Below are 13,031 nucleotides of genomic sequence, written 5' to 3'. Positions count from 1 at the left end.
GAAATTGAAAAATATTTGTTTTTGAGGTTTTTCCTACTGCTAAGTTTTCATTAAAATTTGCCTCTACATTTGGCAATGGAGCTTTTCTAATGAGTATTCCTAAAATAAAAAGAATCATTGCCATTACAAGGTATGGAGCAACCACACTTTCTGCCATATCGTTTAAGAGTGCAGATTTTTTAATATGATCTACATGAACAAGTTGTTGTTGCATTTCGTCTATTCCATTCAATAATAAAGCTCCAAAAATAATAGAACCCAAAGCACCCGCAACTTTATTTGCAATCCCCATGATAGAAATTCGTTTTGCCGCGCTTTCCAATGGCCCTAAGATGGTTATGTAAGGATTTGATGCTGTCTGTAAAATTGTCATCCCAGCACCTTGAATAAAAATTCCAATCAAAAACATCCAATATGTTCTTTGTTCAGCGGCAGGTATAAAAACCAGTGCGCCGAGCCCCATAATGAATAAACCGAGCGACATCCCCTTTTTATAACCTATTTTATTGAGTAGGAAAGAAGAAGGAATTGCCATTACAACGAATGAAATATAGGAAGCAGAAGCCACGAATAGAGATTGAGCAGAGGTCAATTCGTTAATAGCTTTCATAAAAGGGATTAAGGCCCCATTGATCCATGTGACAAATCCGAAGATAAAGAATAGCCCAGCAATAATTATAATGGGAATGATATGCTGATTTTTATTTTGTGCTGTTGACATAGCTAAGATCTTTGTACGTTTTAGGTTTAAATATAAATATAAGTACTTAGAATGATTTGATTTTCTTTTAAAACTTATCTTAAAAATAGTGCATAAAAAAAAGCCTATCATTTATTGATAGGCTTTTTCTAAACTTTATAGTAAAGGAATCAAATTAGATAACTTGTACGTTTACTGCGTTTAATCCTTTACGTCCTTCTTCAACTTCAAAAGATACTTTGTCTCCTTCGGTGATTTCATCAGTTAAACCATTGATGTGTACAAACACATCTTTTCCTCCATCTTCTGGAGTAATAAATCCGTATCCTTTTGAATCGTTGAAAAACTTTACTGTTCCGTTACTCATAATAATAAATTGTATATTTTAAAGCCGCAAGGTAGTCTAAATTAGTTTACATCTACTATAAAATGAATTTTATTTTTAAATACAATCATCTGTTAATCAGTTGTTTGTTTTAAAGGGTGTATTTATTTTTTTTTCACCTCATCATCTCTAAAGTTTTCGATGATAGATAGCCGATTCAGAGTTTGGTTTGTCGAGTGTTGTTTGGAAGAGATTTCCTGTTTTCTTATTTGTTTTTTACGTAAATCAGTTTGTGTCTGCTTTTGGGGGTTTCTCTTTGTTCTATTTCAAATTCGTCAATAGCATTCATCATCGGAGTTAATTTCTCGAAACCATAGTTTCGGGCATCAAAGCTAGGACGTTTTTTTTGTAGCAAGCTTCCTACATCTCCCAAAAAAGCCCAGCCATCATCATCAGAAACATCAGAGATGGTGGCTTTGATCAGTTTGATGATTTTAGGATTGATATGATCAATATTGTCTTTGTCAGCAGATTTTTTACTGTCTTTTTTGTCTTGTATTTTTCTAAGCACCTCTATGTATATGAATTTATCACAGGCTACAATAAAGGGCGTCGGTGTTTTTTTTTCTCCAATCCCAATCACTTGCATTCCAGCTTCTCTCAGTCTTGTCGCTAGTTTGGTGAAATCACTATCACTGGAAACCAAACAAAATCCTTGAACTTTTTCTGAATACAAGATATCCATTGCATCAATTATCATGGCAGAATCTGTCGCGTTTTTACCTGAAGTATAAGCATATTGTTGTATCGGAGTGATGGCGTTTTCTAAGAGTAAATCTTTCCATTTGCCAAGATGTGGTTTGGTCCAATCTCCATAAATTCGTTTGAGGGTTGGGTTTCCGTACTTGGCTATTTCTTCCATCATTTCTTTGACTGGGGATGATGGAATATTATCTCCGTCTATTAATACAGCTAAATTATTGTTCATGGTGTGTATTGTTATGTTTAGAAATATACGGTTATTTAAGTTCTAAAAAAAGGTTTCAGAACTGCATTCCGATTTTGAAATTTAAAATCCTACCTGACAAAACATTTGAGACACCATTATACTGATTCTTGTCAACATCATATATCCATGTATTGGTTGTGGTGTTGTTGATGTCAAACATATTGAAAAGTTCAAGTCCGATATCAAGTTCTTTGAAAGTGCTTAAAAAGCCTGATTCGTATTGTTTGTTTTTATCAACGATAATGTATGACGCACCTAGGTCTGCTCTTCTGTAAGGTCTTAGGCGGGTTTGAAAAAGATATCGATCTACTCCTGTGCTTTGATCTGCTCTTGCGTTTATCGGAGATCCTCCGGGTAAACTACTGTTTAATACCAAGTTTAAAAATACCTTAAAGTTTGGGTTACTGGGTACATAATCTTGAAATAAGATTGCAAGTTTAAAACGTTGATCAGTCGGTCTAGGGATATACCCTCTTTTGTTGGTGTTTTCCTCTGTTTTAAGTAAACCTAGACTCACCCAGCTCTCTTTACCAGGCACAAACTCACCACTTAATTTTACATCAAGACCCGTAGCATAAGCTTCTGTATTGTTGTTTGCATCATATCTAATCCTAACATTGTCCAGTGCGTAAGCATTGATATGGTTTAATTGTTTGAAATACAATTCAGAAGTCATTTTAAAAGGACGTTTCCACAGTTTAAAGCTGTACTCGTTGGAAAACACAAAGTGAATAGATTCTTGAGCTTTTATATTGTTTAGAATTTCTCCGTTTACGTCCCTGAGTTCTTTGTAGGAGGGAGGTTGATGATAAAAACCGGAAGACCACCTAAATACCATGTCGGTGTGGTCCCAATCAGGTTTTAAAGAAAGTCTAAATCTTGGACTTATTGTTTGTTGTACCTGAGAAGTTGTTGGAGTTAAATTGTTTGTAATTTTCCAAACGTGAGTTCTAATACCCGCATGGTGCCAAAGGGTGTGGTCACCGATATACCATTTTTTATTCCATTGAAAATATCCCGATACTCTATTGATGGTAACATCGTTTTGAGCTTTTACTTGGTAATATAAATTGATGTCAGAGGTATAGGGTTGATAAGGTTGATTGTAGAAATCACCTAGCTCAGGAGCTCTCAAAGTAAGCCCGTTATCATCAATAGATTTCCATTCGTTCACACGATCTCTTATGTTTTCTTTTTGAAATTTTAGACCTGCTTCAAAGTGGTGATTATTTCTTTTATGCTTTAGAGATATTTTAGCATTTTGTATCAGAATATCTAAATCATTCCTTGCGTGGTCAAGTTGAGAACCTACTCCATTGGTAAACAATCGTTCGCCGTTTAAAGGGTCTACCTCTACCATGGCATAAGCGCCAAAGATATCATAGTACTCTTGTTCTTGTGTATTAAAAGCTGAAGCAGTGATTTCTAATTTGGTGTCTTTATCAAAATTGTGTTTAAAGGTTAGTGCTCCAAAATAAGTCTTGAAATCATCTTGTTCGTTACCTTCATAGAAAACAACCAGTTCTCTGGGTTTAAATAAACCACCAAATTTTGTTACTCTAGAAATGGGGGTAAAGTTGTAGTTGTTGATGGCTATATTTCCTAAAAAGTCAAACCTGCTGTTTTTATTGAGTTGATATGACATGTAGGATTGGATGTCAACAAAAATGGGTTTAAAATTTGTTTCAGTGTCTTTACTGTTTACGAGTAGTTGATTGTTACGGTATCTAGCACCGATAAGTGTTGATAGTTTTTTGTTTAAAAACAAATTTTCATAGGTGTAGCTTGCACCTAATAAATTAACATGGAGTGTAGATTGTTGTTTGGTCGGCCTTTTGTAGTGAATGTTTAATACGGAAGATAGTCGATCGCCAAATTTAGCTTCAAACCCCCCAGCAGAGAAGTTGATGTTTTCTGTCATATCAGAGTTCAAAAAGCTGAGTCCTTCTTGCTGTCCTGATCGGATTAAAAAAGGTCTATAAATTTCCACACCATTCACATAGACTAGGTTTTCATCAAAACTTCCTCCACGAACGCTGTATTGCGTGCTCAATTCATTACTGTTGTTTACCCCAGGTTGTGTCATCAACAGGTTTTCTATACCAGCGTTTGCCCCAGGGATTCTTTTAAACTTAGCAGCCTTAAGTTTTACTATTCCCCTTTGTGCATTTTCATAGCTTTTGATGGTAACTTCTTCAATGTCCTGAGATTGGTTATTTAAGACTGGAAAATATTTTATGGTTTTGTTTTTGTAACCCTTAAAATTTTTGATGAGGGTTTTGTACCCTAAATGCGAAAATTTAATTGTTGTTTTTTGATTTATAGGTATTTCGATATTGTAAGCTCCATTTTCATCGGTTATAACTCCTTTGTCATGATAGGTGATATTCACGCCAACAACAGGTTCCTTCGCCTGGTTTGTGACGATACCCGAAACAAATCCTGTTTGAGAAAACAGGGTGAAACTACAGAAGCAACAAAGTGTAATTAGTAATGTTTTCAAGGTTTTTTATTTGAAAAATTTTGATACAAATGTTTTAGTGTTTCCTAAAACATCCTGAACTTTTAATTTAAAAACATGATTTTTTTTATGGACTGCTAGGTCACTTAAATCAAAACTCAATTTATTTTTTTTGGGTTCATACTCCATCAACACCCATCGATCATCAATAGTAGCATAATAATTTTTAACCGCTGATTCGTTGTCTTTTATGAAAATACTTAAGGTCTTGTGTTTACGAATGTTTTGATTTTCATAAAAGCTGGGATGATATATCACAGGAGAAATACTATCGTATTTTAAGTAAAAGTCTCCCAGCAACTTGGTGTTTGTGTAAATTTTATTTTCTTTTTTATTTGTATTTATATAGTTGTATGTGTTTTTGTTTTTACGAGCAAAATAGATTTGTTTTTTTTGAGTGGTTGTTAGGCTGTCTGTAAAATATGTTAGGGTGTAGTTTTTATTCAGAGGGATTTTTGGTTGATGAACAGTGATCTTGTTATTAAGATACTGATATTGAATATACACATTTTCGAAAAAAGTATGCTTGGGGAATCTAATCTCAGATTTTCCTTGTTTAAAGACGGTGTATTTGTTTTGGTCCACAAAATAAGGTGTTCGTTTGTTCTCTTTGATAATGGGAGTAATGACTTTATTTCCTGTGATAGGTATTTTTATGGTTGTGGTATTTTTTGCAATATCACGGATCGTGATTTCAACATGGTAATCCTCCTGGTCGTTAATGAAAATAAACCCTTTGTTTTCATCTGTTTGATAAATAGAGAGTCTGTTTGGTTGTTCAATATATGTTTTTTGGTATTTGTTGTGGTATTTGGCAAAATGTTCGTAGTCAATTAAAAGGTTGATGTACTTGCTTTCATCAAAAGCAAAAGTTTCTAAATCGTGATGGTATACGGTCACTCCATTGACCGACATATCAATACTATAAACGCCATTTTTGTTGGGCGTATTGTTCAACAAATCATAAGTGTTGATTTGGATTCCAATTTTACCAATAGCTTCAACACGATCAGCAACATACAAGTGCTTGTTTATTTTTTTTGTCTGAATATCTTGAGCTACCGGTATTTTATTTATTGCAGCTTCTTTTCCAAACGGGACCATCCTAAGCCCCTTAAAGGTTGGGCTAATGTCATCGGGAACCTTAAGTCCAAATAAAAGCGGGTTGATTGTTTTTTCAGTTTGGCTGTCTCTAATTTCAAAGTGTAGGTGAGGTGCTGATGATCCACCAGAATTTCCAGAAAGCGCAATGATTTCGTTTTGTTCAATTGTTAGTTCATCTTTATTGGGGAAAAGTTGGATTTCAAAAGATTCTTTTTCGTACTGTTTTTTTTTGAGGTAGTTTTCAATTTTATCATTGAACTTATCTAGATGTGCATAAACGGTAGTGTATCCGTTTGGGTGATTGATGTAAATGGCTTTTCCATAACCCCACAAAGAGATTTTGATTCTAGACACATAGCCTTCCATAGCTGTGTGCACCAGTTGACCTATTTTTCCTTTGGTTTTGATGTCAATTCCAGAATGAAAATGGTTGGTTCTTAATTCTCCAAAGGTTCCAGCTAAAACCATAGGGAATTCTAAAGGGTTTCTAAAATCATTTTGAGGGTAATGAGACTGCCCAAAAGAAGGGTTGCAAGAAGCTATAAAAAGAATAAAGATGATTTTGTTCAAGAAAAAGTCATTTAAGTTTGTACAAAAATATTAAAATTGACGTATAAATCTCTGAGAAACAAACATAATCAAGAATTATATAATTAGAGGCTTAAAAAATTGGATTTAAAAATAACAATGCTATTTTTGTAGTAACGGTTTAGTGATAATAACATGGAAGGTCATCAAAACATAATTGCCACATTGAAGGCTAATATTGAGCAACTTCTAGAACGCTACGAATTTTTACAAAAGGAAAATCAAATTATATCCAACAGCAATTTTGTTTTACAGCAAAGTAATAAAGGATTAAAAGATGAGATTTCTTTTTACAAGGAAGAGTTGCAAATGTTAAAAATTGCTAAAACTATTGAAGGTAGTGAAGGCTATAAGAAAGATACGAAGGCTAAAATTGATTTTTTAGTTGCAGAAATAGATCAGTGTATTAAAGAATTAAATACATAAGCTCTTTAAAATGGCGGATACATACAAGATTAATGTAGCAATTGGTGGTAGAAATTACCCGATTTCAGTAGGATCTGCTGAAGAAGAACAAGGGGTGAGATCTGCAGCTGTAAACATTAATAAGTTGATTTCAGATTATGAAAGTAGTTATGCGGTGAACGATAAACAAGATGTATTAGCGATGTGTGCTTTACAATTTGCTTCTGTTTTAGAAGTGAATAAAGTCATAAAAGAAGAAGAAAATGATGCAATTGTTACTGAAATTTCGATGCTGAATAGCAAGTTAGAATCGTATTTGGATTCATAGAAAATAAGACACTACCTACTTTGGTTTTCGTTTGATAAACTCAACACTATATCTTTAAAAAGGATGAGTCTATTGTGTTAAAGCAAGCTGTATAATAACAGATCCTTGATCACAATGTTAGTCCTAAAAAATGTTAATTTGGAGTTTATAAAACCAACCTTAGTAGGTTTTTTATATAATTTAATTAAAAAAAAATGGATACAACTATAATATTGATAGCTATTGGAACTTTTGTTTCAGGGTTTGTTATTGCAAAATTACTCGAGAAATTTAAAGTTTCAAATTTAACGGTGCAAGCTGAGAAAGATGCACGATCCATAGTAAAAGAAGCTAAGATTACTGCGGAGTCTATCAAGAAAGATAAAATTTTACAAGCAAAAGAAAAATTTATCGAACTGAAAGCGGAGCATGAAAAAGTAATTTTTTCCCGTGATAAAAAAGTTTTAGATTCTGAAAAAAGAGCCAAAGAGAAAGAAGTTTCTTTGAACAAAGAAATAGAGAAGGAAAGAAAGTTAATCAAAACTCTTGAGGAGAAAGAAAAGGATTATGATCACCGTCTAGAGATATTAGAAAAGAAGCAAGAGACTTTAGACAAAACCCACAAGAGACAAATAGATTTACTGGAGTCTATTTCTGGGTTGTCTGCAGAAGAGGCTAAAGTACAATTGGTTGACTCGTTAAAAGCTGAGGCAAAAACAGACGCTATGGGTTATATACGAGATACCCTAGAAGAGGCAAAGTTAACTGCAGAGCAAGATGCTCGTAAGGTGATTTTAAACACCATACAGAGGGTAGGTGTAGAACAGTCCATAGAAAATTGTGTATCTGTTTTTAATATTGAGTCAGATGATGTCAAAGGCCGTATTATAGGTCGTGAAGGTCGTAATATTAGAGCCATTGAAGCTGCGACAGGTGTTGAGATCATTGTAGATGATACTCCTGAAGCAATTATTCTTTCCTGTTTTGATCCTGTGAGAAGAGAGATTGCTCGCTTGTCTATGCATAAATTGGTTACAGATGGTCGAATCCATCCTGCTAGAATTGAAGAAGTTGTAGAAAAAACAGAAAAGCAGATCAATCAAGAGATTATAGAAGTAGGAAAACGTACTGTAATTGATTTGGGTATCCATGGTTTGCATCCGGAACTGGTTAAAACCATTGGTCGTATGAAGTTCCGTTCCTCTTATGGTCAAAATCTTCTACAGCACTCAAGAGAAGTTGCTAATCTTTGTGGATTGATGGCAGCAGAATTAGGGTTAAATGTAAAAGCAGCTAAAAGAGCTGGTTTGTTGCACGATATTGGTAAAGTGCCAGATTCAGAAAGTGAATTGCCTCACGCAATTCTTGGGATGCAATGGGCTGAAAAATATGGAGAGAAACCAGATGTTTGTAATGCTATTGGAGCTCACCACGATGAAGTAGAGATGAAGACTTTGCTCGCTCCAATTGTCCAAGTTTGTGATGCCATATCTGGAGCTAGACCAGGTGCAAGACGCCAAGTGTTAGATTCTTACATACAAAGGTTAAAAGATTTAGAAGATTTAGCGTTTGGGTTTACAGGTGTTCAAAAAGCCTATGCTATTCAAGCTGGACGTGAATTGCGTGTCTTGGTAGAAAGTTCAAAGGTGACAGACGATCAAGCTTCTGAATTGTCTTTTAGTATTTCACAGAAAATACAGACCGAGATGACTTATCCAGGTCAAGTGAAAGTGACAGTGATACGAGAAACAAGAGCCGTAAACGTAGCCAAGTAAAATTAGATTTTTCTCATTATAAAAAAGCGTTTTTAGAGTTTCTAAGAACGCTTTTCTAGTGTTAAAAAAAAGCCCAAAAAGATCCCTTAACGTTTTGCTCTGGGGTGGTAAGTGTTAACCACTTTAGTCAGTTTGCTTTTGTCCACATGTAAATAGATTTCAGTTGTTGTTATACTTTCATGTCCTAAAAGTGCTTGAATTACAGTTAGGTCTGCTCCACCATTTAATAAATGAGTAGCAAATGAGTGTCTAAACGTATGAGGGCTTATTGATTTTTTAAGATTAGATTTTTCTGATAATTGTTTGATGATCGTATAGATCATTACTCTTGTTAATTGTTTCCCCCGACGGTTTAAAAACAAAATGTCTTCGTTTTCTTTTTTTGCAGGGGTCAAAGTTCTTTGGTTTTGTATGTAATTGAGGATGATGTTTTGTGTAAAAGAATTGGTAGGTATCAAACGCTGCTTGTTTCCTTTACCAGTAATTTTCACAAATCCTTCTTCAAAGTACAAATCAGAAATCTTCAAATTAATAAGTTCACTTACACGTAATCCAAAACCGTATAAGGTTTCTAAAATGGCACGGTTACGTTCCCCTTGAGGATGAGACAAATCGATAGTATTGATCACCTTGTTGATTTCCTCTTCGGATAAGGTATCTGGCAATTTTAATCCTGTTTTTGGTGTTTCAACAAGATCCATAGGGTTGTCTTGCCTGTATTTTTCAATCAATAAGTACTCAAAAAAAGAGGACAAGCCTGAGATGAGTCTGGCTTGAGATTTGGCCTTGTGTGTTTTTGAATAATGGTATAAAAAATCTTTGATATTCGAAGCTTGAATATTGATTGGAGTCCATGTAGTATCCTTGAAAAAAAGAAAGAGTTTTTTGCAGTCATTTTGATAACTGATGATGGTGTTTGCTGCAAGTCCTTTTTCAATCAATAGGTATTGTGAGAATTCTTTAATCTGTACTTTCCAATTCATCATCTCGTAAAAATAAGGATAAATAAACTTTTATTGGCATCATGAATAGTAAAGTGTAAAGTAAAGAAGCGTTCAACTTTGTATTCGTTTGTATTTTATGTATTTTTAATCCATATAATTTATTTATTATGAAAATATTAATTTTAAATGGTCCAAATTTAAACTTGTTGGGGAAACGAGAACCTGAAATTTATGGGACTGAAACCTTTGAAGATTACTTTAGTACTTTACAGGCAAAATATCTAGACATTGAGTTGGTCTATTTTCAGTCCAACAGTGAGGGGGATTTGGTAGACAAAATACATGAAGTTGGTTTTTCCTTTGATGGAATTGTAATGAATGCTGGAGCATACACACATACTTCTGTCGCCATTGCAGATGCTATCAGCGGAGTTTCCTGTCCTGTTATTGAGGTACATATATCAAATACACATAAAAGAGAAGCCTTTAGGCATAAATCGTACTTGTCTCCTGTTTGTGAAGGCGTTGTTTTAGGGTTTGGGTTGAAGAGTTATGAGCTCGGATTGATGGGCTTAATAAAATAATTAGAATCATTGGATAAAAGGGAGAATTGGTTATTTGTAATTACACCAAAGCATTATTTTTTTGATTTAAACTTAAATGAAGTTTGGAAGTATAGAGATTTGCTTATGCTCTTTGTAAAAAGAGATCTCATCACGCTTTATAAGCAAACCCTATTGGGTCCATTATGGTATTTGATACAGCCATTGTTGACCTCCATTGTTTTTACCTTGGTTTTCAATAAAATCGCAAACATTAGTACAGGAGGAATTCCCCCTTTTTTGTTCAACTTAGCGGGTGTTATAAGTTGGAATTACTTTAGAGACTGTTTGACAGAAACTTCAGATACATTTAAAAAAAATCAAGCCATCTTTGGAAAGGTATACTTTCCACGAATAATCATGCCTTTGTCTGTTGTTTTATCTAATCTTCTGAAGTTTGGTATCCAGTTTGGAGTTTTTATTTGTTTTTATGTTTATTTTTATCTCAATGGGAGTGCTATAGCAGCTAATATCTATGTATTTACTTTTCCAATTGTACTTGTTTGTATGGCACTACTTGGTTTGGGATTGGGAATGATCATTTCATCTATGGTCACAAAGTACAGAGATTTGATTTTTTTAGTTTCTTTTGGAGTTCAACTTTTGATGCATATTTCCTTGGTAACGTTGCCCTATCGTGTCTTCCAAGAAAATCATATCACTTGGGCAGTGGATTATAATCCTGTGGCCCATATCATTGAGTATAGTAGGTTTGTTTTGCTAGGAGAAGGTACTGTTAGTCTATTTGGAGTTGTTTATCCTTTGGTTTCGTCAATAGTTTTATTTTTATTAGGAGTTTTGGTGTTTAACCGTACCGAAAAAAGTTTTATTGATACGATTTAATCTGTTATTTGTTTGTTGCTACAGAAAGAGGAGTTGTCAGGGATTAGATATTTATAATATTGCTTTTGAGGTTTCTGTAAATAGTTTATCATACAACTTTGGTGTTACCCATGGACAAGGTTTGTAAGTAATAAAGTTAGGGGAGAAGATCTTTTAAAAGTATTGAAGATAATATTTTAGAAGGTTGATAAAGAAGAAAATACAGGTTTGATTTCATGAATTTTTAATCTATAAAGACCAATTGTTATTTGTGATGTAGATCCTAATTAGAGATGACTCATAAGACGTCTCATAATAATAAGAATCATTTTCTTGATAAAATAATACGATATGTTTGGAGCAAAAATTAGAGGTGTTAAAATAATTTGAAAAACAAATGGAATGGAAGAGAACCTAGAAAACGAACAATCGTCAACAGACAACATTATTCTAAAAGTAGAGAACATATCCAAACAATATCGTTTAGGGACTCTAGGGACTGGAACACTTTCTCACGATTTGAATAGGTGGTGGTACAAAATAAGAGGGAAAAATGATCCGTATTTAAAAATAGGAGAGACCAATGATAGAACTACCAAAGGAGACTCAGCATATGTTTGGGCTTTGAAAGATGTTTCCTTTGAACTAAAAAAAGGAGAAATTTTAGGGGTTATTGGTAAAAACGGAGCAGGAAAATCCACTTTACTTAAAATTTTATCAAAAGTAACAGGCCCAAGCACAGGAATGATAAAATCTAGAGGTAGAATAGCTTCTTTATTAGAAGTAGGAACTGGGTTTCACCCTGAAATGACAGGACGAGAAAATATTTATTTGAATGGAGCTATTTTAGGTATGACTAAAAAAGAGATCAGTGATAAGATTGAGGAAATGATTTCTTTTTCGGGTTGTGAGCGCTATATAGATACCCCGACAAAAAGGTATTCTAGCGGAATGACTGTACGTTTGGCATTTGCCGTCGCTGCTTTTTTAGAACCAGATATTTTAATTGTTGATGAGGTTTTAGCGGTTGGAGATGCAGAATTTCAAAAAAAAGCAATTGGTAAAATGCAAGACATTTCCAATTCAGAAGGTAGAACAGTGCTTTTTGTGAGTCATGATATGGGAGCAATACAAAGTTTGTGTACTAGGGTTATGGTATTGATGAAAGGAGAAACCTCTTTCATTGGTTCTTTAGCAGAAGGTATCGAATTTTATATGGAACAGAATTTAAAAAAGAGATCAAGAAGTGTTGTTGAAAATAAAAAAATCAAGCTTAATTCTTTGAAATTTATCAATAAGGGTAACTTAGAGACGAATGTTTTTAAAGTATTTGAGCCGTCTACCATTGAGGGGGAATTTGAATATAAGAAGATCATTCCAAGTGATGTTAAGATAGAATTGTTTGTTATTGATTCATTTGGACAAAGACAAACAGCAATCTCCTCTTGGTTAAATTCTATTTCGTTTGCTCCTAATTCAAAAAAAGTTCAATTTAAGGTAGATTTATCAAATGGGTTTTCAATAAAAACAGGTCAATATTCAATAGATATGTTGATTTATGATACAGTCACCAATTATTTTGAAAACGTATGCCAATTTGAGTTGTTGTCAAATAACAAAATAGGTTATAAAACAGATATTGTAGGTAGGCATCATGGTAAAGTTTACACTCCAAATCGATGGGAAATTAATTGAATATTATGAAATATTGACGTTTCTCCAAAATTATATTGGTTTTGTAATAATATAGTATGGTAATATGTGTTTTTGTCATATGAGTGTTATTTGGTGATTTTTTTAAATGGATGTAAAACTATCATAATGAGTTTATTGGCTATTATAATTGAATACCGTCAGAAATACTAAGGGTAATAGGAACAATTAAAAGAAATGAGAAAAGGAAATAATCCACAGAAAAATATATTAACG

12 protein-coding genes and 1 other RNA gene are annotated in these 13,031 nt (G+C 33.7%); 7 read left to right on the top strand and 6 right to left on the bottom strand.

The window, feature by feature from the left end:
* The 5 genes from ABF281_RS09015 to ABF281_RS08995 all read right to left on the bottom strand — a co-directional run.
* Nucleotides 1-721: MFS transporter (locus ABF281_RS09015; protein WP_347181344.1), on the bottom strand; the 721-nt coding region annotated here is incomplete at its 3' end.
* A gap of 154 nt (nt 722-875) precedes the next feature.
* Nucleotides 876-1,067: a cold-shock protein gene (locus ABF281_RS09010; protein WP_347181343.1), complete on the bottom strand. Its 192-nt coding sequence runs from the start codon at nt 1,065-1,067 to the stop codon at nt 876-878.
* Nucleotides 1,068-1,290: 223 nt separating this feature from the next.
* On the bottom strand, nt 1,291-2,013 hold the full coding sequence (locus ABF281_RS09005) for an NYN domain-containing protein (protein WP_347181342.1): 723 nt from the start codon (nt 2,011-2,013) through the stop codon (nt 1,291-1,293).
* 55 nt (nt 2,014-2,068) lie between these two features.
* A complete protein-coding gene (locus ABF281_RS09000) occupies nt 2,069-4,537 on the bottom strand; it encodes a TonB-dependent receptor (RefSeq protein WP_347181341.1) in 2,469 nt (822 codons plus the stop codon).
* A gap of 6 nt (nt 4,538-4,543) precedes the next feature.
* Nucleotides 4,544-6,229: a M23 family metallopeptidase gene (locus tag ABF281_RS08995; protein ID WP_347181340.1), complete on the bottom strand. Its 1,686-nt coding sequence runs from the start codon at nt 6,227-6,229 to the stop codon at nt 4,544-4,546.
* A gap of 153 nt (nt 6,230-6,382) precedes the next feature.
* Here ABF281_RS08995 and ABF281_RS08990 point away from each other — a divergent pair, with 153 nt between their 5' ends.
* From ABF281_RS08990 to rny, 4 genes are all read left to right on the top strand, one after another.
* Nucleotides 6,383-6,673, top strand: coding sequence for a hypothetical protein (locus ABF281_RS08990; protein WP_347181339.1), 291 nt, complete (start codon nt 6,383-6,385; stop codon nt 6,671-6,673).
* 10 nt (nt 6,674-6,683) lie between these two features.
* Nucleotides 6,684-6,980: a cell division protein ZapA gene (locus ABF281_RS08985; protein WP_347181338.1), complete on the top strand. Its 297-nt coding sequence runs from the start codon at nt 6,684-6,686 to the stop codon at nt 6,978-6,980.
* A gap of 38 nt (nt 6,981-7,018) precedes the next feature.
* Nucleotides 7,019-7,127, top strand: a non-coding RNA gene (gene ssrS / locus ABF281_RS08980) — 6S RNA.
* A gap of 47 nt (nt 7,128-7,174) precedes the next feature.
* Nucleotides 7,175-8,734, top strand: a complete 1,560-nt coding sequence (rny, locus tag ABF281_RS08975) for a ribonuclease Y (protein WP_347181337.1) — start codon at nt 7,175-7,177, stop codon at nt 8,732-8,734.
* An 86-nt stretch (nt 8,735-8,820) separates the two neighbouring features.
* On the opposite strand, the gene xerD is transcribed toward rny, so the two are convergent.
* On the bottom strand, nt 8,821-9,717 hold the full coding sequence (gene xerD / locus ABF281_RS08970; RefSeq protein ID WP_347181345.1) for a site-specific tyrosine recombinase XerD: 897 nt from the start codon (nt 9,715-9,717) through the stop codon (nt 8,821-8,823).
* A gap of 128 nt (nt 9,718-9,845) precedes the next feature.
* On the opposite strand from xerD, the gene aroQ reads away from it, so the two are divergent.
* The 3 genes from aroQ to ABF281_RS08955 all read left to right on the top strand — a co-directional run bounded on the left by aroQ (nt 9,846) and on the right by ABF281_RS08955 (nt 12,797).
* Nucleotides 9,846-10,262, top strand: coding sequence for a type II 3-dehydroquinate dehydratase (gene aroQ / locus ABF281_RS08965; RefSeq protein ID WP_347181336.1), 417 nt, complete (start codon nt 9,846-9,848; stop codon nt 10,260-10,262).
* A gap of 105 nt (nt 10,263-10,367) precedes the next feature.
* Nucleotides 10,368-11,123: an ABC transporter permease gene (locus ABF281_RS08960; protein ID WP_347181335.1), complete on the top strand. Its 756-nt coding sequence runs from the start codon at nt 10,368-10,370 to the stop codon at nt 11,121-11,123.
* Nucleotides 11,124-11,504: 381 nt separating this feature from the next.
* Complete coding sequence (locus ABF281_RS08955) at nt 11,505-12,797, top strand: polysaccharide ABC transporter ATP-binding protein (protein ID WP_347181334.1); 1,293 nt, start codon at nt 11,505-11,507, stop codon at nt 12,795-12,797.
* The last annotated feature ends 234 nt before the right edge of the window (nt 12,798-13,031 follow it).

This window comes from Wenyingzhuangia sp. (assembly GCF_039768515.1).
Taxonomy (GTDB): domain Bacteria; phylum Bacteroidota; class Bacteroidia; order Flavobacteriales; family Flavobacteriaceae; genus Wenyingzhuangia.
This window is presented reverse-complemented; position numbering and strand designations above follow the sequence as displayed.